Source organism: Mycobacterium kansasii ATCC 12478, assembly GCF_000157895.3.
GTDB lineage: Bacteria > Actinomycetota > Actinomycetes > Mycobacteriales > Mycobacteriaceae > Mycobacterium > Mycobacterium kansasii.
In genome coordinates this window covers 1,892,911-1,919,371 of sequence record NC_022663.1, presented here as the reverse complement: position 1 = coordinate 1,919,371, position 26,461 = coordinate 1,892,911, and the positions used below count along the sequence as shown (strand labels likewise).

Genomic DNA, 26,461 nt, shown 5'->3' with positions numbered 1-26,461 from the left:
GATTTTGACGAATCGGCTGCGCCCTAGAATGGCCGCATCATGACCGCACCGGGGGCTGCTAGCCCAGATACCCCGATCGCGGGGCTCGTCGAATTGGCGCTGGCCGCGCCAACCTTCCAACAGCTGATTGCGCGCGCCTCCGATCGACCTGACGACTTGACGCTGGTAGGGCCGGCTAGTGCGCGCCTGTTCGTCGCCAGCGCGCTGGCGCGGCTGGGTCCGTTGCTGGTGGTCACTGCCACCGGTCGCGAGGCCGACGACCTGACCGCGGAACTACAGGGTGTTCTCGGCGGCGCGGTCGCGGTGTTTCCGTCGTGGGAGACGCTGCCGCATGAGCGACTCTCCCCGGGTGTCGACACCGTGGGCGCTCGGCTGCTGGTGCTGCGCCGGCTGGCTTATCCCGACGACGCCAGGCTGGGCCCGTCGTTACGGGTGGTGGTGACCGCGGTGCGCTCATTGCTGCAGCCGATGACGCCGCAGCTGGGTCGTCAAGAACCGCTCGCCTTGAGTGTGGGTCAGGAGATCGACTTCGACGGGGTGATCGCGCGGTTGGTCGAATTGGCCTACACCCGCGTGGACATGGTGGGCCGCCGCGGCGAGTTCGCCGTACGCGGCGGGATTCTCGACGTCTTCGCTCCGACCGCCGAGCATCCGGTGCGGGTCGAATTCTGGGGCGACGAGATCACCGAAATGCGGATGTTCTCGGTGGCCGATCAGCGTTCCATTCCGGAGATCGAGGTTGACACGCTGGTCGCGGTCGCCTGCCGTGAGCTGCTGCTGACCGACGACGTGCGGGTGCGGGCCGCCGAATTGGCCGCGCAGCACCCGGCCGCCGAGAACGCGGTGACCGGCAGCGTCTCCGACATGCTGGCCAAGCTGGCCGAGGGCATCCCGGTCGACGGGATGGAGGCGCTGCTGCCGGTGCTGCATCCCGCGCAAGATGGGGCAAACGGGGCCCACACGTTGCTGACCGACCAGCTGCCCGAGGGCACCCCGGTGTTGTTGTGCGACCCGGAGAAAATCCGGACCCGGGCGGCCGACCTGATCAAGACCGGGCGTGAATTTCTGGAGGCGTCATGGTCGGTGGCCGCACTGGGATCCGGTCCGGAAAATCAGGCTCCGGTCGACGTCGAGCAGCTTGGCGGATCGGGCTTTGCCGAGCTGGACGAGGTGCACACGGCGGCCACCGGGTCCGGCCACCCGTGGTGGACGCTGAGCCAGCTGTCCGGCGAGGCGGTTCTTGAACTGGACGTCCGGCCGTCACCGTCGGCGCGTGGGCATCAGCGCGATATCGACGGAATCTTTGCGATGTTGCGTGCGCACGTGTCGACCGGCGGGTATGCGGTGATGGTCGCGCCGGGGACCGGTACCGCGCATCGGATGGTGGAGCGGCTGACCGAATCCGACATCCCCGCCGCCATGCTCGACCCGGGCGCCACACCCAAACTCGGCCTGGTCGGGGTCTTCAAGGGTCCGCTGCATGACGGCATCGTGGTACCGGGCGTCGTACCCGGCGCTGACCTGGTCGTGGTCACCGAATCCGATCTCACCGGCAGCAGGGTCACCGCGGCCGAGGGCAAGCGCCTGGCCGCCAAGCGGCGCAACACCGTGGACCCGCTGGCGCTGACGGCCGGCGACCTGGTGGTGCACGATCAGCACGGCATCGGCCGGTTCGTCGAGATGGTCGAACGCACGGTCGGCGGCGCCCGGCGCGAGTACCTGGTGCTCGAGTACGCGTCGAGCAAGCGCGGTGGCCAAAACAGCACAGACAAGCTGTATGTCCCGATGGATTCGCTGGACCAGCTGTCCCGGTATGTCGGCGGACAGGCGCCGGCGCTGAGCCGGCTGGGCGGCAGCGACTGGGCCAACACCAAGACCAAGGCACGCCGGGCGGTTCGCGAGATCGCCGGCGAACTCGTCTCGCTGTACGCCAAACGGCAGGCCAGCTCCGGGCATGCGTTCGCGCCGGATACTCCGTGGCAGGCCGAGATGGAGGACGCGTTCGGGTTCACCGAGACCGTCGACCAGCTCACCGCGATCCAAGAGGTCAAGGCCGACATGGAAAAGCCGATCCCGATGGACCGGGTGATCTGCGGCGACGTCGGCTACGGCAAGACCGAGATCGCGGTGCGGGCGGCGTTCAAGGCCGTTCAGGACGGCAAACAGGTAGCGGTGCTGGTGCCCACCACGCTGCTCGCCGACCAGCATCTGCAAACCTTCGCGCAGCGAATGTCCGGGTTCCCGGTCACCGTCAAGGGTCTGTCTCGGTTCACCGACGCCGCCGAATCGCGCACCGTGATCGACGGCCTGGCCGACGGGTCGGTGGACATCGTGATCGGCACCCACCGGCTGCTGCAGACCGGCGTGCGCTGGAAGGACCTGGGCCTGGTGGTGGTCGACGAGGAGCAGCGGTTCGGCGTCGAGCACAAGGAGCACATCAAGTCGATGCGCACCCACGTCGACGTGCTGACCATGAGCGCCACCCCGATCCCGCGCACCCTGGAGATGAGCCTGGCCGGCATCCGCGAGATGTCGACCATCCTGACCCCGCCCGAAGAGCGCTATCCGGTGCTGACCTACGTCGGACCGCACGACGACAAGCAGGTTGCGGCGGCGCTGCGGCGTGAGCTGTTACGCGACGGGCAAGCCTTCTACGTGCACAACCGGGTCAGCTCCATCGACCGCGCCGCGGCCCACGTCCGTGAGCTGGTGCCCGAGGCGCGGGTGGTGGTGGCGCATGGACAGATGCCCGAGGAGCTGCTGGAACGCACCGTGCAGGGCTTCTGGAACCGCGAGTACGACATCCTGGTGTGCACGACGATCGTGGAGACCGGCCTGGACATCTCCAACGCCAACACGCTCATCGTCGAGCGCGCCGACACCTTCGGCCTGTCCCAGCTGCACCAGCTGCGCGGCCGGGTCGGCCGCAGCCGGGAGCGCGGCTACGCCTACTTCCTCTATCCGCCGCAGGCACCGCTGACCGAGACGGCCTACGACCGGCTGGCCACCATCGCCCAGAACAACGAGCTCGGCGCGGGCATGGCGGTGGCTTTGAAGGACCTCGAGATCCGGGGGGCGGGCAATGTGCTGGGCGTCGAGCAGTCCGGGCATGTGGCCGGCGTCGGGTTCGACCTGTACGTGCGGTTGGTCGGTGAGGCCGTCGAGGCGTACCGGGCCGCTGCCGACGGCAAGACGGTAACCACTGCCGAGGAGCCCAAGGACCTGCGGATCGACCTGCCGGTCGACGCGCACCTGCCGCCGGACTACATCGGCAGCGACCGCCTGCGTTTGGAGGCCTATCGGCGGCTGGCCGCCGCCTCGTCCGACAACGAGGTCGCGGCCGTCGTCGAAGAGCTCAACGACCGCTACGGGCCGCTGCCCGAACCCGCCCGCCGACTGGTGGCGGTGGCGCGGTTGCGCCTGCTGTGCCGCGATTCCGGCATCACCGAGGTGTCGGCCCCGTCGGCGGCAACCGTGCGCCTCGCACCGATGACACTGCCCGATTCCGCCCAAGTTCGCCTCAAACGGATGTACCCGGGGGCGCATTACCGTGCGACGACGGCTACCGTGCAGGTCCCGATTCCACGTGCCGGCGGTATCGGTGCGCCGCGCATCCGAGATGTCGAATTGGTGCAGATGGTCGCCGACCTGGTGACGGCGCTGGCCGGCATACCGCAGAAAGATATTGGTATAACGAGTTCGTCCGGCGACGACGCGGACCGCCCCGTGTCGAGTAAGGAGCGACGAGCGCGATGATTGTCGTCCTGGTCGACCCGCGCCGCCCGTCGCTGGTGCCCGTCGAAGCCATCGAGTTGCTCGGTGGCCCGGTGCAATACACCGAGGAGATGCCGGTCGCGGTGCCGTGGTCGCTGCGCGACGCGCACCCGGTGCACATGGGAGCCGACGCACCGGTGTTGCTGTCATCCGATCCCAACCATCCGGCCGTGGCGGCACGACTGGCCGGCGGGGCTCGGCTGATCTCGGTACCGGATCGCCGGCGCGGGGAACGACTGCTCGACGCCGTGGCCATGATGGACAAACTTCGCACCGACGGACCGTGGGAAAGCGAGCAGACCCACAACTCGCTGCGCCGCTACCTGTTGGAGGAGACTTACGAGCTGCTCGACGCGGTGCACAGGGGCGATGTGAACCAGCTGCGCGAGGAACTCGGTGACTTGCTGCTGCAGGTGCTTTTCCATGCTCGCATCGCCGAAGACGCGGCGCTGCTTCCGTTCACCATCGACGACGTCGCCGACACGCTGATCCGCAAGCTGGCTAATCGTGCACCGGGAGTTCTTGCCGGGCAAGAGATTTCGCTGCACGAGCAGATGGCTCAGTGGGAAGAGCGGAAGGCGGCCGAGAAGTCCCGGAACTCCGTTTTGGACGAGGTCCATACCGGTCAGCCGGCGTTAGCTTTGGCGCAGAAGGTCATTCAGCGGGTCAGCAAGGCGGGCCTACCTCCGCAGCTGATCCCGTCGGGCATCACCTCGATCCGTGTTTCGGCCGAGGTTGATGCGGAAAATTCCTTGCGCGCAGCTATTTTGGACTTTATCGACCAGGTCCGCAGCGCCGAGAAGGCGATTGCGGCCGCGCGCCGTGGCGACAGTGTTGCCGAGGAACTCGACGTGACGCCCATCGGCACGATCACCGCAGAAGAGTGGCTGGCCCACTGGCCATCCGGTGCCTCGCTGGTCGATGCGGCGCCAGCCGCGGTGACGCTCGAGACGGACGAGCCGGCCTTGGGCTCCGAACCTGTCTTCGAAACAGTGGATGTGCCCGGCGAGGCGGACGATGCACTGGAAACCAGCCCCGAAACCGACCCGGCAACGGGTAAGGAGTCCCGCGGCGGCTCGAAGAAGCGCAAAGGCAGGCGCTGAGCCGCCTGTCGCGGGTACACAGGATTTTTGGCCACGCCGGGCCGGTTTGCTCGGTCGTTGCGAGCACTCAGAGCCCAGCCACGGCAAGCGATCACCGCAAAGTTTGCGACAGATGCGTTTGCTGCCAACAAAACCGGGAACAGCGATAGCCAAACACGCTCCCAGCTAACCGATGTCTACGTCATAAGAACGGCATGTCCGGGTGCTGAGCCGTGAATCAGAAGGGGCACGCTCCGAACCCGTGGGACGATGATCATGACCACAGCAGCAGCAGACCGGAATAGGACGTAAGGGAAGCGGCGGTCGGGCCTGGGCACAGCCACACACGGAGCCCCCAACAGAGCCCAAGGAGCCACGAAGGAGCAGTGTGACGCCGAGACGTTGGTTGCGCGCGGTCGCCGTGATAGGGGCGACCGCGATGCTGTTGGCGTCCAGTTGCACCTGGCAGCTCAGCTTGTTCATTCCCGACGGTGTGCCGCCGCCGCCGGGGGATCCGGTGCCGCCGGTGGACACGTATGCCAGCGGCCGGCCCGCCGATCAGCTGCGAGAGTGGGCCGAGCAACGTGCTCCGGCCCTGGAAATGCCGGTCATCGCTCTCGAGGCCTACGCCTACGCCGCTCGCGTCGCGGAGGTCGAGAACCCGAAGTGCCACATCGCGTGGACGACGCTGGCCGGTATCGGGCAGGTCGAGAGCCATAACGGCACCTATCGCGGCGCGACCATTGCGCCCAACGGTGACGTGACTCCGCCCATTCGTGGTGTTCGCCTCGACGGCACGGGCGGCACGCTGCGCATCGTGGACAGCGACCGCGGCACCGTCGACGGCGCTTCCGACGGAGACGGGGTGCAGCGCGCGATGGGGCCGATGCAGTTCATCGCCGAGACCTGGCGACTCTACGGGGTCGACGCCAACAACGACGGCATTGTCAGTCCCGACAACATCGACGATGCCGCACTCTCGGCGGCAGGTTACTTGTGCTGGCGCGGAAAGGATCTCGCGACGCCGCGCGGCTGGATCACTGCGTTGCGCGCCTACAACAACTCCGGTGTCTACGCGCGGGCGGTGCGGGACTGGGCGACCGCTTACGCGGCGGGTCACCCGCTGTAGCAGGATAAAGCGCCGAGCCAAGCTTTACGCTAATGGGCGGTCCGGGGACCATAAGAGAACCACAGCGCAAAGGAGAATCCAGTGCCGATTATCGAGCAGGTCGGGGCCCGCGAGATTCTGGATTCCCGCGGCAACCCGACGGTCGAGGTCGAGGTGGCTCTGATGGACGGCACCTTCGCCCGCGCCGCGGTGCCGTCGGGCGCATCGACGGGCGAGCACGAGGCCGTCGAATTGCGCGACGGCGGCGACCGCTACGGCGGCAAGGGGGTCAAGAAGGCAGTCCAAGCCGTACTCGATGAAATCGGCCCGGCGGTCATCGGCCTCAACGCCGACGACCAGCGGCTCGTCGACCAGGCGCTGGTCGACCTGGACGGCACGCCCGACAAATCCCGGCTGGGCGGCAATGCGATCCTCGGTGTCTCGCTGGCCGTTGCCAAGGCCGCCGCGGAATCGGCGGAATTGCCGTTGTTCCGTTACATCGGCGGCCCCAACGCCCACATCCTGCCGGTGCCCATGATGAACATCCTCAACGGCGGCGCACACGCCGACACCGCCGTCGACATCCAGGAGTTCATGGTGGCCCCGATCGGCGCCCCGAGCTTTGCCGAGGCACTGCGCTGGGGCGCCGAGGTGTACCACGCGCTGAAGTCGGTGCTGAAGAAGGAGGGGCTGTCCACCGGCCTGGGTGACGAAGGCGGTTTTGCCCCGGACGTGGCCGGCACCACCGCGGCGCTGGATCTGATCAGCCGGGCCATCGAGTCGGCGGGTTTCCAACTTGGCTCGGACGTGGCACTGGCACTCGACGCCGCGGCCACCGAGTTCTTCACCGAGGGCACCGGCTACTCCTTCGAGGGTTCGACCCGCACCGCCGAGCAGATGGCCGAGTTCTACGCCGGACTGTTGGCGTCCTACCCCCTGGTGTCCATCGAAGACCCGCTGTCCGAAGACGACTGGGACGGCTGGGCCGCGCTCACGGCGTCGATCGGCGACCGGGTACAGATCGTCGGCGACGATATCTTCGTCACCAATCCGGAGCGACTCGAAGAGGGCATCGAGCGAGGCGTGGCAAACGCGTTGCTGGTCAAGGTGAATCAGATCGGCACGCTGACCGAGACACTCGACGCGGTGGCGCTGGCTCACCACAGCGGATATCGCACGATGATGAGCCACCGCAGCGGCGAGACCGAGGACACCATGATCGCCGACCTGGCGGTGGCCGTCGGCAGCGGACAGATCAAGACGGGTGCACCGGCCCGCAGTGAACGGGTCGCCAAGTACAACCAGCTATTGCGGATCGAAGACACGCTCGGCGACGCCGCCCGTTACGCCGGCGACCTGGCCTTTCCCCGATACCTTGGGGATCAAAAATAGGTTGGCCGCCAACTCGAGGCGCGGCTGAAACGACATGCCCGACGCGAAACGACCCGATTCGAAACGCCGCTCCCCGGCTTCGCGGCCGGGCAAGGCCGGCGACACGTCCCGGGCCCGTCGCTCGGCGTCGCCGTCGCGGCCCGCGTCGTCGCCGGCCACCGGCCAGACCACCCGCACCCTGCGCGAGCATGTCGTCGAACCCATCAAGCGCTCGTTCACCGAATCCCTGGAACAGCGGTCCGATCAGCGGCTGGGGTTCACCGCCCGGCGGGCGGCGGTGCTGGCCGCGGTGGTGTGTGTGCTCACGCTGACCATCGCCGGGCCGGTACGCACCTACTTCGCGCAGCGCACCGAGATGGAACAACTGTCGGCGACGGAAGCCGCGCTGCGTCGCCAGATCGCCGACCTGGAACGGCAGAAGAACCAGCTGGCCGACCCGGCCTATATCGCGGCCCAGGCCCGCGAGCGTCTCGGGTTCGTGATGCCGGGCGACATCCCGTTTCAGGTCCAGCTTCCGCCGACGGCGGCGGTGTCGCCCCAGCCTCGCGGCGATGCGCCGACCCCGGCCAAGAACGAGCCCTGGTATACCGCGTTGTGGCATACCATCGCCGATGCGCCACACTTGCCGCCTGCCGCCGCCCCGGAGCCCACACCCGAACCCGGTCCGCCCGGTGCGGTGCCGCCCAACCCGACGGCACCCGGTGGTTGACCGGGCCGACCTCCAGGTGGTGGCGCGTCAGCTCGGCCGGGAGCCTCGCGGCGTGCTCGAGGTGGCTTATCGATGCCCCAACGGTGAACCCGGCGTGGTGAAAACCGCCCCGAAACTGCCTGACGGCACGCCGTTTCCGACGTTGTACTACCTGACGCATCCGGTGCTCACGGCGGCGGCGAGCCGGCTGGAGACCACCGGGCTCATGCGTGAGATGACCCATCGGCTCCGATGCGACTCCGGCCTGGCTGCGGCTTACCGGCGGGCGCACGAGTCGTATCTGGCCGAGCGTGACGCCATCGAACCGCTGGGGACATCCGTGTCGGCCGGCGGCATGCCCGACCGGGTGAAGTGCCTGCACGTGCTGATCGCGCATTCGCTCGCCAAGGGTGCCGGGGTGAATCCGCTCGGCGATGAGGCGGTGGCGCTGCTGGCCGCCGATCCCGCGGCAGCGGGTTTGATTGTGGGGGAGCAGTGGCGATGAGTGGATCGGGAAGAAGGATTGCGGCAATCGACTGCGGTACCAACTCGATTCGCCTGTTGATCGCGGAGGCGACCGGCGCCCGCCTGCACGATGTGCATCGCGAAACGCGGATTGTCCGGTTGGGTCAGGGAGTCGACGCGACCGGCGAATTGGCCCCGGATGCCATTTCGCGCACCCGCGCAGCGTTGACCGACTATGCCGCATTGCTGAGGCTGCACCGTGTCGAGCGGGTGCGAATGGTTGCCACGTCGGCCACTCGCGACGCCGCCAACCGAGACGCCTTTTTCGCGATGACGGCCGAGGTGCTGGGCGCCGTCATCCCCGGTTCGGTGGCCGAAGTGATCAGCGGCGCCGAGGAGGCCGAGCTGTCGTTCCGCGGCGCTGTCGGTGAATTAGACAGCGCCGGTGCGCCTTTCGTGGTTGTGGATTTGGGCGGCGGCTCCACCGAGATTGTGCTCGGGAAGGCTGATAACGAGGTGGTCGCGAGTTATTCGGCCGACATCGGCTGCGTCCGGCTGACCGAACGCTGTTTGCACTCCGATCCCCCGACGGCTCCGGAAGTTGCCGCGGCCCGCGAGGTGGTGCGCGAACGGTTGGCGGTCGCATTGCAGGTGGTACCTGTCGAGGCGGCCCGGACCTGGGTCGGCCTCGCCGGAACAATGACCACGTTGTCCGCGCTGGCTCACAACATGGCGGCCTATGATGCTGCGGCCATTCACCTTTCGCGGGTGCCGGGGGATGAGCTGCTGGCCGTGTGTGAGCGGCTGGTGAAAATGACTCGCAAACAGCGCGCCGCCCTGCCGCCGATGCACGAGGGCCGGGTGGACGTGATCGCCGGCGGAGCGATTGTGGCCGAGGAGTTGGCGCGCGAATTCCGCGACCGGGCCGGTATCGACGAGTTGACGGTCAGCGAGCACGACATCCTGGACGGCATTGTGCTGTCGCTGTGCGGCTGAGTCACATCACAGCGTCAAGCGCGCCGTGGGCATCATCCCCCACCGCCGCGTGCACCCGGTTTTGCCGATGCGCCGACGCGATCGCAGATGCCCGTTCGGCTCGCCGTCATCGCACAAGTCTTCGCATAAGATGCGAACGCCACCGAGCAGAAGCTACGTCAGATAACCTTCACACGGCATCTGGGATGCCACCGTGGCCCACGGCATGGCTGCTCCAAAAACCGAACGGGACATGCACTCGTGCGCAGCATCGAATCAACGTATGACGCAATTGTCGTCGGCTCCGGCGCGGCTGGCTCGTGGGCGGCCAAGGAACTGACGGAAGGCGGCCTGAAAGTTGTCCTGCTCGAGGCCGGCAGGAATCTGGACATTGTGCGCGACTTCCCTGCCCACGCCGCGGCGAAATCCATCGGGATCGTGCCGCGCATCAAATCGGCGATTCGGGGCCAACACGTTCAGGCGCGATCCGTAGCCTTTTCCGACGCGACCAGGCACTTTTACGTCAACGACCGGGAGAATCCTTACACCACGGCACCGGGAAGCACATTTCGCTGGTACCGGGGCCGACAACTCGGCGGCCGCCTCCATACGTGGTATCGGCATGCGCCCCGCATGTCGAATTTCGAATTCAAAGCCGCAAGTGTCCGTGGTGATGGCATCGATTGGCCGTTGTCGTACGAAGACGTGATGCCGTACTACGATATCGTCGAACGGACCCTTGGCGTCTACGGGGTATCCGCAGGAATTCCCAACTGCCCAGACGGTCAGTTCCTCGGGCCGGCGAAAACGACAAAGGTCGAGGAAGCGTTCCTGGGCAAAGTCGAGCGGCTTCTCCCGAGGGTTCGCGCGACATACGCCAGGAAAGTCAGATACGACAAAGAGCGGATCGCGCTTCCCGTCCGGCTCGCCTTGGCAACCGGCCGCCTCGACATACGAACGGACGCCGTCGTGAGCCGATTGCTCATCGATGCGCAGTCGGGGAAAGCGACCGGCGTCGAATATATCGAGCGCCTGACGGGACACCTCCGGGCGGTTTATGGGAAAGTGGTGGTCCTCTGCGCGTCGACGATCGAAAGCGTGCGGATCCTGCAAAACTCGGCGTGCGCGACGCATCCGTCAGGTGTCGGCGGATCGTCGGGCCATCTCGGTCGCTATCTGTGCGACCACGTGGTGTGCACGCTTGTCGGTAAAGTGCCTGAGAGCGAGGTCGAACTGGGCCTGGACGAGGATGGGTTCGACTTCGGAAACGTGGGGCTCTACATTCCGAGCTTCTGCGAAAGGGAATCGAAGAACTTTCCCGGTGGCTACGGCATACAAATATCGATCGGACGCGGGCGCCCGCGGTGGGCGATGACCGCTTTTGGCGAAATGCAGCCTCGATACGAAAATCGTGTATCGCTCGACCCGATTGTCAAAGACGCGTGGGGGATCCCCGTAGCTAAGATCGAATGTCGCTATTCTCGTGCCGAGACTAATATGGTCGCCCACATGAGGCAACGGCTTCCAGAAATTGCGGCCGTCGGCGGCCTGCGAGTCGACACGGTGCTCAATCGCATTCTCCACTCCGGGTTGCCTTACCCGCCGGGAGTCGCCATCCACGAGACCGGCGGCGCGCGTATGGGCGATAAACCGGACAACTCAGTGGTGAATTCGTACTGTCAGTGCTGGGACGCCGACAACGTTTTCGTGACGGACGGCGCCTGCTTTGTCCACAGCGGATTCCAGAATCCCACGCTCACGATAATGGCTCTTACGGTTCGGGCGTGCCGATTCATCGTGCACGACTATGCGAAATGTGTGAGCTGAGTGGACTACGGGAAGGTTGCCGGGGTTGATAAACCGGTTTCCCGTATTGTCTTCGGCACCGATCGATTGCGGGGCCGGCTACTGCCGTGGCTGCCCGATCGAGACCGCGAGCAACACGCCTTCTCGTTGCTAGATCAGGCATTCGAACTCGGATGCAATTCGTTCGACACGGCGCGCTTATATTGGGATAGCGAAAGGACGCTTGGGGCGTGGCTTCGGAAACGCCGCAATCGCGACGACGTGGTGCTCATCAGCAAAGGGTGTCATCCCAGCCTGCCCTTGAGATCCCCGCGGCTCTCTCCGGCGGACGTTACGCACGACCTGCACGCATCTCTCCGGGTTCTCGGCACCGATTTCATCGATCTCTATCTGCTCCACTACGACCACCCCACCGCGCAGATCGAACCGGTCGTGGAACGGCTCAACCGCCATATCGACGAAGGCAAGATCAGCGCAATTGGTGCGTCCAACTGGTCTCATGAGCGCATTGCCAGGGCCAACACGATTGCTGCCGGCAGGGGCCTGCATCCGTTTAGCGCCTCGAGCGTTCAATTCAGCCTTGCCGACTGGACGCGATCGCTGTGGCCCGGTGCTGTCACGCTTGGTGGGGCTGGCCAGCGTGCCGCACGGGAGTGGTATGCGGCGCACGGGCTGCCGGTGTTCGCGTGGTCCAGCCTCGCCCGCGGATTCTTTTCACCTCACTACGAGCCGACCAAGCCCGACCGCAACCGCGTCAGCCGTCGGTGTACCACCTACTTCGGCACCGAAGCGAACATCCAACGGCTGGAGCGCGCAAAGACGTTCGCACGCGAGCACCGTTTGACCGTCGCGCAGGTTGCGCTGGCGTATGTGCTCTGCCAGCCGCTCGATGTGTTCGCCGTGGTCGGCTGCAAGACCGTTGAGAAGTTCGCCGAGAACGTGGGCGCGTTGTCTCTGACCCTGGATGAGGCGACACTGCACTGGCTCGCCACCGGCCATGGTCGGTGAAGTGGTCATACCCCGTCGATAACGCCGTGGCCGCGGCCGCTCGAAAACATATTCAAGACCGAGTCCCCAAGCGGCAACGTTAACAATTGGGGCCGACCCCGGCCTCGGGTATCAAACTCTGAACCGGCCGGGTTCATTTTGTGCATTGTTCAACCTACGGCCACGGAGAGAACATAGAATCTCGACGCGCTCCGCCACATTCGTACCGAGGGCGAACCGAAGGTTGGTGGAAACGAAGGTTTTCCAACCCTAAGCAGATGGAGGCGACGATTACTGATGGCTGGCCCAGCTTCTTTGTCGGAATTGCTGCGGGACCGAGCGAGTCGGCGGCCCGAAGATGTTGCATACAATTTCATCGACTACGAGGCTGACCCGACCGGCATTTCCGAAACCCTGACCTGGAGTCAGGTTTATCAAAGAGTGCAGGTCATTGCCGAAGAACTCTTGATGTGCGGATCGATCGGTGACCGGGCCGCAATAGTGGCGCCGCAGGGACTTGAATACATCATGGCTTTCCTGGGAGCCCTGCACGCCGGGTTCATAGCCGTTCCGCTGCCGCACCCACAGTTCGGTGTTCACGAAGAGCGGGTCCACTCGGCACTGCGAGATTGCGCCCCGTCCGTGATTCTCACGACGGCCAGCGCCGCCGGCGAAGTCGCCAAATACGCAGCCGGTTGCCGCGACGGTGCCGCCGCAGCGGTCATCGAGATCGATTCGCTGGACCCCGAAGCTCAGTGCCGACTGGAGCCGGCGCGCTGCAGACCTTCCCAGCCCGCCTATCTGCAGTACACGTCCGGATCGACCCGGCGGCCCACCGGAGTCATGATCTCGCACCGCAACGTCATGGCAAATTTTCAACAGTGGTCTCGCGATTTGTTCCCAGCGGACAGGGAGATGACTGTCGTGTCGTGGCTGCCGTTCTACCACGACTTGGGTTTGATGATGGGGATTTGCCAATCGGTGCTGACCGGATTTCCCGCTGTGCTCATGAGTCCGGTCGCGTTCGTGCAACGGCCGGCCCGCTGGATACGGTTATTGGCCACAAATAGAGGCGTTTTCACGGCGGCGCCGAACTTTGCCTTCGAACTGGCGGCCCGGAAAACGACTGACGAAGACATGGCCGGGCTCGATCTTAGCGATTTGCTGATCTTCTGCAGCGGCGGCGAACGAGTGCAGCCCGCGACGCTGCAGCGCTTCACGCGGCGCTTCGCACCGTTCAACTTGCCCGAAGCGGTGATACGGCCCACCTACGGGCTCGCAGAGACAGTGGTGTACGTGTCGACCCGCACGCCGGCCCAGCCGCCCGAAGTCGTTGATTTCGATTCGGAGGAACTGTCCGCAGGCCTTGCGCAGCGGTGCCGGGATGGCGGTACCGCTCTGGTCAGTTATGGATTTCCGTCCTCACCGATGGTGCGAATCGTCGACCCTGACACCCGCACCGAACGGCCGGCAGGGACCACCGGCGAGATTTGGGTGCACGGCGAAAACGTGGCCATGGGGTACTGGCGTAGGGCTGAACAAACAGAGCAAACTTTTCGGGCAAGCCTCGTTGATCCACCAGCCGGCACGCCGCTCGGGCCATGGCTGCGAACCGGCGATCTCGGGGTTATGTCCGAAGGTGAGTTATTCATTATCGGCCGTATCGAGGATCTGCTGATCGTGGACGGTTCCAATCATTATCCGGACGATATCGAAGCAACCATTCACGAAATAACCAAAGGCCGTGCCGCGGCTGTGGCTGTCCCGAATGAAGGGACAGAGCAAGTAGTCGCCATTGCCGAGATTAAGACAACAAACAGTTCCGGCGAAGATCAGCAGGAAAAACTGCGTTCGATCAAATATGAGGTGACCTCGGCGATTTCAAATTCCCATGGCCTTCGCCTCGCGGATCTGGTTTTTGTGGGGCTTGGCGCGATTCCGACCACGACCAGCGGGAAGGTTCGACGTTCCGCCTGTGCCGAGCGTTACCGGCGAGGTGAATTCGAACGTGTCGAGGTCACGCCGTGACGGCGACCTTTACTGATGGTGTCGAACTGAAAAAGTGGTTGATCGGTTACGTCGTTGCCAACATTGATTGCAGCCCCGATGAGATCGACCCCGACCTGTCGCTGAAGGACCTCGGGCTGGGTTCCCGGGATGTCATCAACATGTCAGGAGAACTGGCCAAGCTGCTGGGTCGTGCGGTCTCGCCGGTGGACTGTTGGCAGCACCCGACAATTAACGCTCTCGTAGCTTTTCTCACCGCGGCGGAACCCGATTCTGGAGCCGAAGAGACACATTCGGCGCATCCTTCGGTCAGCGAACCGATCGCAGTTATCGGCATGGGGTGCCGGTTTCCGGGTGGAATATCTGAACCCGAAGCATTGTGGCGGTTCCTCTGGAAAGGCCACTGCGCGATAGGGGAAGTCCCTGCCGAGCGCTGGCGGCCCTTCGACGACGGATCACCAGAGGTATCGGCAACCCTCGCCCGGACAACCCGGTGGGGTTCGTTCCTGGGCGATATCGACGGGTTCGATGCCGAGTTCTTCGAGATCTCGCCAAGCGAAGCCGCCAAGATGGACCCCCAGCAGCGGTTATTGCTGGAAGTGGCCTGGGAGGCCCTCGAACACGCCGGCATTCCGCCGACGTCGTTGCGTCGCTCGCAGACCGGAGTGTTCGCCGGGGCTTGCGGCAGCGACTACGGGTATTTGGCGGCCGCCGATTTGCCCGCGGTCGATGCGTGGAACAACACCGGCGGCGCCCTGAGCATCATCGCCAATCGGCTTTCGTATTTCCTGGATTTGCGTGGCCCCTCCGTTGCGGTGGACACGGCCTGCTCGTCGTCGTTGGTGGCGATCCATCTGGCATGTCAAAGCCTGCGGATGGGTGACTCCGACCTGGCGATTGCCGCCGGAGTGAACCTGCTGCTGGCGCCGGCGGTTTTCCATGGTTTCGATCAAGCCGGTGTCTTGTCCCAGAGCGGTCTGTGTCATGCCTTCGACGCCGCTGCCGACGGGTTTGTGCGCGGCGAGGGCTGCGGGGTCGTGGTGCTCAAACGGCTCAGTAATGCCCTGCATGACGGCGATCGGGTGCTGGCGGTGGTGCGGGGTTCGGCGGTCAATCAAGATGGCCGTTCCAACGGGCTGATGGCTCCCAACCCGGCGGCGCAGATGGCGGTGTTGCGGGCGGCTTATGCCAACGCGGGTGTACAGCCACGCGAGGTGGACTATGTCGAGGCCCATGGGACCGGGACCTTGCTGGGCGATCCGATCGAGGCGCGCGCGCTGGGCAAGGTATTGGGTCGCGGACGGGCGGCAACGTCGCCGCTGCTCATCGGAGCGGTCAAGACGAATCTGGGTCACTTGGAGGCCGCAGCGGGGATCGCGGGGTTCATCAAGGCGGTGCTGGCGGTACAGCGAGGACAGATCCCGGCGAGCCTGCACTTCGAGAACCCCAATCCGCATATTCCTTTCGATCAGCTGCGCCTTAAAGTCGTTGCTGAGCAACAGGAATGGCCCGCAGTAGCACGGGCACGGCGCGCCGGTGTGTCATCGTTTGGGTTCGGCGGCACGAATGCGCATGTGGTGCTGGAGCAAGCTCCTGAACCGGCTGCCGTCGTAGGGGACCCGGTTCCCGCGGTGAGCACGCTGGTGGTCTCGGGCAAGACGCCAGAGCGGATCGCCTCAGCAGCAGGCGTTCTAGCGGAATGGATGGCCGGTGCGGGTGCCGAGGTGGAAGTGGCAGAAGTGGCCCACACACTCGCTCATCACCGGGTGCGTCATCCCCTGGTTGCCACGGTATGTGCGCGGGAACGGGCCCAGGCGCTGGTCGGCTTGCAGGCGCTGGCAGCCGGACGGGCGGCGACTGGAGTGGTGGGCCCGCACGAGGGGGAATGCGGGCCGGGCACTGTGTTTGTGTATTCGGGTCAGGGCTCGCAATGGGCGGGAATGGGCCAGCAGCTGCTGACCGACGAACCGGCGTTTGCGGCAGCGGTGGCCGAACTGGAGCCCAGCTTCGTTGAACAGGTGGGCTTTTCACTGCAGCAAGTACTGGCCGAGGGACAACCGGTGGCCGGCGACGCGCGGGTGCAGCCGGTGATTGTGGGCCTGCAGCTGGCGTTGACGCGGCTGTGGCGGGTCTACGGGGTCGAACCGGATGCGGTGATTGGCCATTCGATGGGGGAGGTTTCCGCGGCGGTGGTCGCCGGGGCGTTGACACCCGCCGAGGGATTGCGGGTAATCGCGATTCGATCGCGGTTGATGGCGCGGATGGCCGGCCAGGGCGCGGTGGCCCTGCTGGAGCTCGACGCTGATGCCGCGGCCAGGTTGCTGCACACCCTTCCCGGGGTCAGCGTGGCGGGTTTGCTCTCGCCGCGCCAAACCGTGATCGCCGGACCCCCCGCTCAGGTGGCTGCGGCGATCACCGCTGTGCAGCAGCAAAACCGGTTCGCCCGCCGGGTCAACATGCAGGTAGCCTCGCATACTGCGTCGATGGATCCGATCCTTGCCGAATTACGTTCGGCCCTAGCCGGTTTGGCGCCGAAGCTGCCCGTGATTCCGTTGCTGTCCACCGTCACCGACACCGGCACACCACGGTTGGACGCCGACTACTGGGTGGCCAATGTGCGCCAGCCGGTGCGGCTGAGCCAAGCCGTTGCCGCTGCCGGGCAAGACCACACGACCTTCGTCGAAATCAGCCCCCACCCGATGCTGACGCAGGCGATCACCGAGACGCTGGGCACGGCAACCCACCACCACAGCATCGGCACACTGCGGCGCGACGCTGATGACACACTGAGCTTCCACACCAACCTCAACGCCGCCACCACAAATCACCCACCACGCATGCCGCACCCGCCCGGGCCGCACCAGGTGCTGCCGGCCGCCCCGTGGCGGCACCGTCGGCACTGGATTTCCGCCAAGCCGACGGCCGCTGCTGCCGTGGCTGGTCATCCGTTGTTGGGCACTGGTGTCACTGATCCCACGACCGGGATTCGGGTGTGGGAGCGCACGCTGGGTCCCGACTCCTTATGGCTTGACCATCACCGTATTGATGGCGCGTGTGTGCTGCCGGGCGCGGCGTATGTCGAGTTGGCACTGGCTGCGGCGACGGAGGCGTTCGGCGCCGAGGTCGATAGGCCGTGGGCGGTTGCCGAGTTGCTGCTGCACCAGCTGATGCCGATTCGCGAAGGCACGGTTGTCGTCACCAGGCTGAGCGGTGCCGCATCGGGGCCAAGTGTGGAAATCCGTTCGGGCAGTGCTGATTCAGGCTGGACGTTACATGCAAGCGCGGCGCTGGAGCGCCTTGCGGCCACCGCCGCTGAGCCGATCGATGTTGACGAGTCATCGGTGACGATGCTGGATGCCGACGATCTCTATCGACGGTTACGCAGTGCGGGTCAGCAGCACGGTCCTGCCTTTCAGGGAGTCGTCGGGCTGCGCGTTTTCGGCTGCGGCGCGGCGCGCGCCGAGGTGCGGTTGCCGGTGCAGGCCAGTCAGGGCGCGCGACGGTTCCTTGCGCATCCGGTGATGCTGGATGTTGCGGTGCAAGCCCTTGGTGCGACGCGGCTGGCCACCGAGCTCGCCGGTGCCGGGGACGCGGGAACGGTGGCGGTGCCGGCGCGGTTTTCCGGAGTACGCGTCTACGGGGATGTGACGGAGGGTGTTACCGCGCACGCAGTGTTGCGGCCCACGCCGGATCCGGATCGGTTCGTGGGCCGGGTGGTGCTTAGCGGCGCCCAGGGTCAGACGCTGATGGTGATTGATGAGATCGACATGGCGGTGCTGCGGGCGGCAGCCGAGACCGCGCTGGCCAGTCACGCGTTCGACTTGCGTTGGGAGCCGATCGATTCGGGTCATCCGGCCGCGGAAACGGGCCCGGTGTTGCTGGTCGATGAACAAGGCGTCGGCAACCGCGGCTCGGATGAGCTGTGGGAAGCAGTATGTGCCGGCCTTTCGCGGCGGGCGTCGCGGTATCGCGTGGTAAGGGCACGGGATCAGACCGGGCTGCTCGACGCGCTGACTCATGAGTCGTGGCACGCAGTCGTTCTGGTATGCCCGCCACGGTCGGCAGATGAGGCGTTGGCCGATGGCGAGCAGTTGGAGTTGGCTCAGTCGCGCACATTATTTGTCGCTGGCATGGTGAAGACCTTGTCGCAGCGCGATGTTGGCAGCGGTCCGCGGTTGTGGATCGTGACGCGCGGTGCTCAGCAGGTAAGTTTCGGTGAGTCGGTGACGTTGGCGCAGAGCACGCTTCGGGGAATCGCTCGGGTGTTGGCGTTTGAGCATCCGGAGCTGGCGACCACCATTATTGATGTCGAGGCCGAGGGCAGCGGGTCAGCCGGCGCGCTGGTTGACGAGTTGTGTGCCGAAAGCAGCCATGACGAGGTGGCTTTGCGCGATGGGCAACGATATGTGCATCGCCTTGTGCCGGTGGCTGTTTCGGCGCAGAGTGAATTTCCGGTTGAGCGGCGTCCGGTGCGTGTCGATCTCGATAGCGGCGGCGCGGTGAGGTTGCAGATCGACCAACCCGGACGGCTTGACGCGTTGGCGGTACATGCGATGAGACATGTTCCACCGGCCGCGGATCAGGTCGAGATCCGGGTGGTGGCCGCGGGGGTCAGCGCCGGCGACGTGCTCAAGGCGACGGGTGGGTATCCCACGGGGGCCGACGGCGCGGCGGTCCTGGGCAGTGAATGCGTGGGATACGTGACCAGGCTGGGCGCGGCAGTGGATTCAGTGCGGATTGGGCAGCGTGTCATCGCGTTCGGGCCCGGCACCGTCGCTTCGCATGTCACGACGTCGGCCGATTTTGTCGTGCCGGCGCCGGAAGCGCTATCGGATCACGAAGCCGCCGCGGTGGGAATTGCCTATCTGACGGCATGGCACGGGTTGTGCGAGGTGGGGCGGCTGTCGGCTGGTGAGCGGGTACTGATTCATTCGGCCGCCGGCGACGTCGGGTTGGCGGCGCTTTGGATCGCCAAGGCGACGGGGGCTCGCATCTATGCCACCGCCAGTTCGGCGGTCCAGCGAAAGATGTTGGCGCAGTTGGATGTCGAGTATGTCGGCGATTCGAGCAGCAGGGAGTTCGCCGACGAGATTCGTGTGGCCACCGACGGTCAGGGTGTCGATGTCATTCTCAATTCGCTTGCTGGCGAAGCAATTCGACGCGGCCTGCAGATGCTGGCGCCGGGTGGGCGGTTTGTGGACCTGGGCAGAAGCGACGTCTGCGCCGACGCTCAGTTGGGGCTGGCGTTGTTGGCCAGGAGCGCGTCATTTGCGGTGGTCGACCTGGATTTGAACCTGCGCCTGCGGCCGCGGCGTTACCGCGAGTTGCTGCAGAAGCTTCTGCACCAACTGGTGGCCGGCCAGCTGCGGATGCTCCCGGTCACCGCGTTCAGCCTCGATCACGCCGTTGACGCCTTCGAGCTGATGGCCTCGGACGCTCATGTCGGAAAAGTCGTCATCTCGATGCCGAGCACGGGCCGCATCGCCGCGCTCGCGCAGCCGCCGGCGCAACCGCTGGTCCGTCGTGACGGTGGCTACATCGTGGTGGGCGGCATGGGCGGGTTGGGGCTTGTCGTGGCGCGTTGGCTGGTGGCGCAGGGCGCGGGTCTCGTTGTGCTCAACGGACGTTCGGTGCCCAACGCCGACGTTGGCGCGGCGATCGCAGCGATGAACGCCGCGGGTATCCGGGTGCAGGTCATCACCGGCGACATCGCCCAACCCGATACCGCGGCGCGGTTGGTGGCGGCGGTCGAGCAGGCCGGAGCGCGACCGGCCGGTGTGGTGCACAGCGCGATGGTGTTGGCCGACGAGATCGTGTCGAACATGTCGGAGTCGGCGGCGCAGCGGGTATTCGCCCCGAAGGTGGCCGGCCACTGGTGGTTGCACACGGCCACCGCGCACCTCGATCTGGATTGGTGGCTGAGCTTTTCGTCGGCTGCGTCGATGCTGGGTTCACCCGGGCAGGGGGCCTACGCGGCCGCCAACTCATGGGTGGACGGGCTGGTGGCCTACCGGCGCGCCCACGGCCTGCCCGCGATTGGCATCAACTGGGGCCCGTGGGCGCAGGTGGGTCGTGCCCAGTTCCTGGCCGATCGGGGGCTCTCGATGCTGCGCCCCGAGCTGGGGCTGGCCGCCATGCAACAGCTGCTCATCGCCGATCGGGGCCGCACCGGGGTGTTTAGCCTCGACGCCGGCGAATGGTTCCGGTCCTTTCCGGCCGCGCAAGCATCTTCACTGTTCGCCGGGCTGGCCGACACGAGCGTGGGAGAGACGAGCCTCATCGACACGCTGCGCCGCGCGGACCGGCAGCAGCGCCGGCGGCTGCTCGAGTCATACCTGTGCGAGTTAGCGGCCAGCAAACTGGGCCTGACGCCGTCGCGCCTGGACACTCAGGCGGCTCTGGACCGCCTCGGAATCGATTCGCTCACCGCGCTGACGCTGCGCAACCAGATTCAGCATGACCTGGGCATCGCTGTTCCGGCCGTCCAGTTGCTCGACGGCGGCAGCATCGCGGGCCTCACCGACTGGCTCGCCGAGCAGCTGTGCGGCGCAGGCCCCGATCAGCCCGACCCGGTCGCGGCAGTCGACAGCGCGGCGCAGCCCAGCGAGGACGCGACGGCCGATGTGGCCGGCTCACCGTGGATCGACCTGCTGACCCAGGTGCCGCAGGTTTCAGACGACGACGTCGACGAACTACTTCGTCAGCTCATAGCCGCCAAGGGAGAACCAGGATGACAGATAGTTCCAGGGACCCGTCGATTGACATCGCCGGACTCTCCGCGCAGGAGAAGCGGGCGCTGTTGTCTCGACTGCTGATGGAGCGCGCGGCGGCTTCGGCGTCGGCGCATCCGCTGTCCTACGGGCAGCGCTCCCTGTGGTTTCTCTATCAACTCGCGCCCGACAATCCCGCCTACACCCTCACCTATGCCGGTCGGGTCAGCGGCGACCTCGACGTGGCGGCGCTGGAACGCGCCGCCCAAGCCCTTGTTGAACGCCATGCGATTCTGCGCACCACCTTCGCCGTGCGCGACGGGCAGCCGGTGCAACTGGTCCATCCGCACTGGCCGGTGCGCATCGCCCGACAGGACGTCGGACCGCACGACATTGACGAATGGATACACCGGGAATCCGATGGCGCGTTCGACCTGCAAACCGGACCGGTTTTCCGTTTGACGCTGCTGCGCCAATCACCGCACGAGCATGTCCTGGTGCTGGCCGTCCACCACATCGCCGCCGATTTCTGGTCCATTGACGTCATCCTGGACGAGCTGTGCAAACTGTATGCCGCACAGCGTGGTTCGGACGCACCTCCGGTTTGCCCGGAGCGTTATGTCGGCTACGCGGATCGGCAGCTGCAGCTGATGTCGGGCGCCGAGGGGGATCGCCTCTGGCAGTATTGGCGTGACCAGCTGGCCGGCGAGCTACCCAAACTCGGTCTGGCTACCGACCGGCCGCGATCGGCGTCGCCGACGTATCACAGTGCGCTGCAACGTTTCAGTGTTGACGGCCGCCTGGCGTCGGGACTCAGGGAGGTGGCCCGCGGTGCCGGCGCGACACCGTACATGACCTTTCTGGCTGCCTACGCCACGCTGTTGCACCGCTACACCGGCCAGGACGACCTCCTCGTCGGCTCACCATTCGCATGCCGCGATCGGGTCGGGATGGAGGGTCTGGTCGGCTACGTCGCCAACACCGTCGTCTTGCGTACCGACTTGCATGGTGATCCGGCCTTCTCGTCGCTGCTGGGACGGGTCAAGAAAACGGTTCTGGGTGCGCTCGCGCATCAGGATTACCCCTTTGCGTTGCTCGTCGAGCGGCTCCGCCCGTCCCGCGACTTGAGCTACACACCGCTCGTCCAGGTTTCGTTTGCGTGGGAACAGGCCCGCCGGTTCCAGGGCGGTGCCGCGGATCCGGAAGCGCTTGAACTGAACACGATTCACGTCGGGCAGGGCGGTGCGGCGTTTGACCTGATGATTCAGGTGGCCGATGTGGACGGGAAGTTCAGCTGCGATCTGCACTACAACGCGGACCTTTTCGACGCCGCGACAATAGCGCGGATGATCGGGCACTTCACCACGCTGCTCGACGGCATCGTCACCGATCCGGCCCGCCGCTTGTCGCAGCTGCCGCTCCTCACCGAGTCGGAGCGCCGTCAACAGGCTGCGTGGAACGACACCCGCGTCTGCTACGACGCCCCCGACTGCCTGCACGACATGGTGGCCGAAACCGCCCGGCGCACCCCAGACGCCGTCGCCCTCGCGTTCGGCAACCAGGAGATGACCTACGCCGAACTCGATGGGCGAGCCAACGCGCTGGCCGCTCAGTTGCAGCGCCTCGGAGTGGGCGCCGACGGCATCGTTCCGGTCCTCCTGGACCGGTCAACGGAGCTGGTCGTGGCTCTGCTAGGGGTACTGAAGGCCGGTGGTGCCTTCATGCCGCTCGATCCCGCGCAACCCGTCAGCCGCATCGCGGCCATGATCGGCAACGTGCCCGACGCGCCCGTGTGCGTCACGCACCAGCGGCATTCGGACAAACTGTGGGGGTTCACCGGTCACCGCCTGTGCCTGGACCTGTCGTCGGCGCCGGCGCCATCGAACGGGTTCGTGGCGCTCGACCGCCGCGGCCGGTCGGTCGGCCTTGCCTACGTCGTCCACACCTCCGGTTCCACCGGGACGCCGAAGGGTGCGCTCAATACCCACGCCGGGATCCGCAACCGCCTGTTGTGGATGCAGGCGGCCTACCAGCTCACGCCGGCTGACCGGGTGCTGCACAAGACTCCGATAACCTTCGACCCGTCGATCTGGGAGATCTTCTGGCCGCTGATCGTCGGCGCGCGGCTTGTCATCGCCGAACCGGAAGCGCACAAGGACCCCGCGGGCCTGGTTTGCACCATCGTCGATCAGGCCGTCACGACGGTGCATTTCGTGCCGTCGATGTTGCGTTCCTTCCTCGCCGAGCCCCGGGTGACCGACTGTGCCGGGTTGCGCAGGGTGTTCTGCAGCGGCGAGGTGCTGCCGTATGACGTGCAGGAGCGCTTCCTGGCGACGTTGGACGCCGAGCTGTACAACCTGTACGGCCCCACCGAAGCGGCGATCGACGTCACCCATTTCCATTGCAGGCGCGGTGAATCCCGCTGTCCCGTTCCGATCGGGCGACCCATCGCCAACATTCGCATTCACCTGCTCGACGCTCATCTGCAACCGGTGCCGGTCGGAGTGCCGGGCGAGCTGTTCATCGGCGGGGTCGGGGTGGCGCGCGGCTACCTCAACCAGCCCGACGCGACGGCGGCTGCCTTCCTTACCGATCCGTTCGCGGCGGATCCTGATCAGCTGCTGTATCGGACCGGTGACCGGGCACGCTACTTGCCCGACGGCAACATCGAATACCTGGGACGCCGCGACGACCAGGTGAAGATCCGCGGCGTGCGGATCGAACCGGCCGAGGTGGAGGTCGCGCTGCAACGACACCCCGGGATCGTGGAGAACGCGGTGGTGGCCGACAACGACGGCCGCGGCAACACCCGGCTGGTCGCGCACATCGTGGCGGCGCGCGGGGCTGCGCCCAGTGCTGCTGAGCTGCGCCGCTTTCTGCTCCAGCAACTGCCCGCTGCCATGGTGCCCGCTGTCTTCGCGGTTACCGAGTCGCTGCCGCACACGTCGAGCGGAAAGGTGGACCGCCGCGCGCTCCAGGCACGGGGCGAATTGGATTGTCGCGCACCGGATTTCGTTGCTCCACGGACACCCGCCGAACAGCTCCTCGCCGGCATCTGGTGTGATGTGCTCGACCTGGAAACCGTTGGGGTGCATGACGACTTCTTCGCTCTGGGCGGCTCCTCGAGCCACAGCCTGGAGGTGGCGGCGAAAGCCAATGCGGCCAACCTGCCGCTGCGGCCGGAGTCGGTGTTCGCATTCGGCACCATCGCCGAGCTGGCCGCCGAGTACGGCCAGGCCGTGCAAGGCTCCGAAGATTTTGCTGCGCGGGCGGATACCGAACCCTTCGGCGGCTCGGACGGGTCCGGCAAGGAGCTTGCCGCCTCGGCACCCGAGGCTACCGAGGCTCCCGAGGCTACCGAGGCACCCGAGGCACCCGAGGCACCCGAGGCTACCGAGGCTCCCGAAGCTCCCGGGACCAGCCGGCGGCGACGTAACACCGTGATCGAAAGCATCGGTGTGTATCTGCCGGCGGGAGTGCTGTCGACCGAAACCGTGCTCGCCGGGTGCGTCAACGAGATCGGCATACCGCTGGAACGCCTGACCGGCATCAGCAGCCGGCGGGTGGTGGCGCCCGGCGAATTCTCGATCGACCTCGCGCGAAACGCGGTGGCCGACTGCCTGGCTCGGTCGAGCTATGCGCCGGAGGAGATCGAATTGGTGATCTGCTGCAACATCTCCCGCTACGACGGACCTGGGAAGGTCATGTTCGAGCCCAGCACGGCGGCGCGGTTGCGGGAGCAGTGCGGCCTTACCGATGCCATTGCCTTCGATGTCTCCAACGCATGCGCCGGCATGTTCACCGGTGTCGCCGTGGCCGACGCGTTTCTGCAAGCGGGACTGGTCGAGCGCGCCATGGTGGTCAGCGGCGAATACACCACCCACGTCACCGAGACCGCGCAGCGGGAGATCGAAGGGCCGATGGATCCGCGGCTGGCCTGCTTGACCATTGGTGACGCCGGCGCCGCGGTGATCCTCGAGCGCGGTCCCAACGACCGCGCCGGTTTCCACGATATCGACATGGCGACCTTGAGCCGGTACAGCACCCTATGCATGGCCAAGGTAAGCAGTGCCGCCCACGGCGGCGCGATCATGACCGTCGACTCGATCAACTTGACCGCCACGGTGGTCAAGCGTTTGGTGCCGTACACCGCCGCCGTGATGAACCGACACGGGTGGCGCGCCGAGCACTGCGACCACTTCGTCATACACCAGACCTCGAAGGCATCGCTGAACGACGCGATGGTCGCCATGAACCAGGTGTTCGGACCCGGCGCCGCCAACTCGGCTAACGTCATCAACAACCTGACGGAACGGGGAAACACCGCCAGCACCACCCATTTCGTAGCGCTGAGCGACCAGATCCAGGCCAATCGGATCAACCCTGGAGACAATGTGGTCTTCGGCATCAGCGGCACCGGACAGACGATCGGCACCGCGCTGTACACCTTCGACGATCTGCCGGCCCGGATGCGCAGGGCGCCCGACAACGGGCGCAACCGCACCTTCGTCAGCCGCCGGAGACCCGCGGAGCTATCGGCTGCGGCTGGGGTGCGAATCGAATCGATCGGTACGGCCCCGGCCCAGCAGCACGCTCCCCGCAGTGCGGTCGATCTGGCCGCGCAGGCGGCCAGACGTTGCCTGGACCGCAGCGGGCTCGACCCGGCAGAGCTCGGATTGGTGATTTACGCCGGGGTATATCGGGAAGACTTCATGGCCGAACCGGCCATTGCGGCGCTTGTCGCCCACGAACTCGGCGCGAACGAAGACATTGACTCTCCGTACGGGCCCAAGACGTTCGCTTTCGATGTGCTCAACGGCGCCGTCGGGTTCCTCAACGCGTGCCAGGTGGGAGTGCAGATGATCGGCGCCGGAAAGGCTGAGCACGTGATGATCGTGGCTGCCGAAATAGAGAACAACAGCGCCGGCAGCGGGCACCCGTTGTACGGCGTCCTCGAGACGGGTTCCGCACTGATTTTGGGTAGGGACGCAGGTCATTGCGGTTTCGGCCGGTTTGTCTTCCATCACCATCCCGAATACGGCGCGGCATTGGAAACCTACTTACAGCAACGCGACGGAAAGAGCTGGCTGCAGATCGACCGCGATCCGCACCTGGCCGCACGCTATCTGGACTGTATCCCCGCCGCCGTCGAGGAACTGCTGAAGCTCGAGGAGCTCGACTGCTCCCAGATCGCTGCCGTGTTCCCGCCGCACCTGTCGCTGGCAGGTCGTGCCGAACTTGCTGCGCGCCTTGACATTCCGGTGTCACGATTCGTTGACCTGCCGACTGGATCCGACGCGTTCTCGTCGTGTCTGCCGTACGGACTGGAGTGCGCCTCGCGGAATCAGCTGGTAGGCCCGGGTGATATCGGGTTGATCGTGAGTGTCGGGTCGGGCATTGAGGTCGGTTGCACCACCTACCGCTTCTGACGCCGATGCTCATAAATGCCAGCCCCTCGTGCATCTTT

12 protein-coding genes are annotated in these 26,461 nt (G+C 65.8%); all 12 read left to right on the top strand.

Translation table 11 applies throughout. The annotated features are described in order from the left end of the window. Positions 1 to 39: 39 nt before the first annotated feature. The 12 genes from mfd to MKAN_RS08030 all read left to right on the top strand — a co-directional run bounded on the left by mfd (position 40) and on the right by MKAN_RS08030 (position 26,423). Complete coding sequence (mfd, locus tag MKAN_RS08085; RefSeq protein ID WP_023367084.1) at positions 40 to 3,756, top strand: transcription-repair coupling factor; 3,717 nt, start codon at positions 40 to 42, stop codon at positions 3,754 to 3,756. Then, complete coding sequence (locus MKAN_RS08080; RefSeq protein ID WP_023367082.1) at positions 3,753 to 4,877, top strand: nucleoside triphosphate pyrophosphohydrolase; 1,125 nt, start codon at positions 3,753 to 3,755, stop codon at positions 4,875 to 4,877. Before mfd ends, MKAN_RS08080 begins: the two co-directional genes overlap by 4 nt. 367 nt (positions 4,878 to 5,244) lie before the next feature. Continuing rightward, positions 5,245 to 5,985, top strand: a complete 741-nt coding sequence (locus tag MKAN_RS08075; RefSeq protein ID WP_023367080.1) for a lytic transglycosylase domain-containing protein — start codon at positions 5,245 to 5,247, stop codon at positions 5,983 to 5,985. Between the two features lie 81 nt (positions 5,986 to 6,066). Next, on the top strand, positions 6,067 to 7,356 hold the full coding sequence (eno, locus tag MKAN_RS08070; RefSeq protein WP_023367078.1) for a phosphopyruvate hydratase: 1,290 nt from the start codon (positions 6,067 to 6,069) through the stop codon (positions 7,354 to 7,356). Positions 7,357 to 7,390: 34 nt separating this feature from the next. Next, the gene (locus MKAN_RS08065; RefSeq protein WP_023367076.1) at positions 7,391 to 8,065 is read left to right on the top strand and encodes an FtsB family cell division protein; all 675 of its coding nucleotides are present in this window, start codon (positions 7,391 to 7,393) and stop codon (positions 8,063 to 8,065) included. Further along, entirely contained in the window at positions 8,058 to 8,549 is a 492-nt protein-coding gene (locus MKAN_RS08060) for a DUF501 domain-containing protein (protein WP_023367074.1), read from the top strand. Before MKAN_RS08065 ends, MKAN_RS08060 begins: the two co-directional genes overlap by 8 nt. Continuing rightward, positions 8,546 to 9,505, top strand: a complete 960-nt coding sequence (locus tag MKAN_RS08055) for a Ppx/GppA phosphatase family protein (protein ID WP_036392323.1) — start codon at positions 8,546 to 8,548, stop codon at positions 9,503 to 9,505. The genes MKAN_RS08060 and MKAN_RS08055 overlap by 4 nt, the downstream gene beginning before the upstream one ends. A 240-nt stretch (positions 9,506 to 9,745) precedes the next feature. Further along, complete coding sequence (locus tag MKAN_RS08050) at positions 9,746 to 11,311, top strand: GMC oxidoreductase (protein WP_023367070.1); 1,566 nt, start codon at positions 9,746 to 9,748, stop codon at positions 11,309 to 11,311. Further along, positions 11,312 to 12,298 (top strand): aldo/keto reductase, encoded by a 987-nt coding sequence (locus tag MKAN_RS08045; RefSeq protein WP_023367068.1) that lies wholly within the window; start codon positions 11,312 to 11,314, stop codon positions 12,296 to 12,298. 276 nt (positions 12,299 to 12,574) lie between these two features. After that, the gene (locus tag MKAN_RS08040) at positions 12,575 to 14,305 is read left to right on the top strand and encodes an AMP-binding protein (RefSeq protein ID WP_036392328.1); all 1,731 of its coding nucleotides are present in this window, start codon (positions 12,575 to 12,577) and stop codon (positions 14,303 to 14,305) included. Next, entirely contained in the window at positions 14,302 to 21,018 is a 6,717-nt protein-coding gene (locus MKAN_RS08035; protein ID WP_023367064.1) for a type I polyketide synthase, read from the top strand. The genes MKAN_RS08040 and MKAN_RS08035 overlap by 4 nt, the downstream gene beginning before the upstream one ends. Continuing rightward, complete coding sequence (locus tag MKAN_RS08030) at positions 21,015 to 26,423, top strand: non-ribosomal peptide synthetase (protein WP_023367062.1); 5,409 nt, start codon at positions 21,015 to 21,017, stop codon at positions 26,421 to 26,423. Before MKAN_RS08035 ends, MKAN_RS08030 begins: the two co-directional genes overlap by 4 nt. The last annotated feature ends 38 nt before the right edge of the window (positions 26,424 to 26,461 follow it).

Excerpts from the sequence above, each read along its gene's own strand:
- MKAN_RS08080 (WP_023367082.1), top strand. The coding sequence starts at position 3,753 with ATGATTGTCGTCCTGGTCGACCCGCGCCGCCCGTCGCTGGTGCCCGTC.
- MKAN_RS08030 (WP_023367062.1), top strand. The coding sequence starts at position 21,015 with ATGACAGATAGTTCCAGGGACCCGTCGATTGACATCGCCGGACTCTCC.
- MKAN_RS08065 (WP_023367076.1), top strand. The coding sequence starts at position 7,391 with ATGCCCGACGCGAAACGACCCGATTCGAAACGCCGCTCCCCGGCTTCG.
- MKAN_RS08040 (WP_036392328.1), top strand. The coding sequence starts at position 12,575 with ATGGCTGGCCCAGCTTCTTTGTCGGAATTGCTGCGGGACCGAGCGAGT.
- mfd (WP_023367084.1), top strand. The coding sequence starts at position 40 with ATGACCGCACCGGGGGCTGCTAGCCCAGATACCCCGATCGCGGGGCTC.
- MKAN_RS08055 (WP_036392323.1), top strand. The coding sequence starts at position 8,546 with ATGAGTGGATCGGGAAGAAGGATTGCGGCAATCGACTGCGGTACCAAC.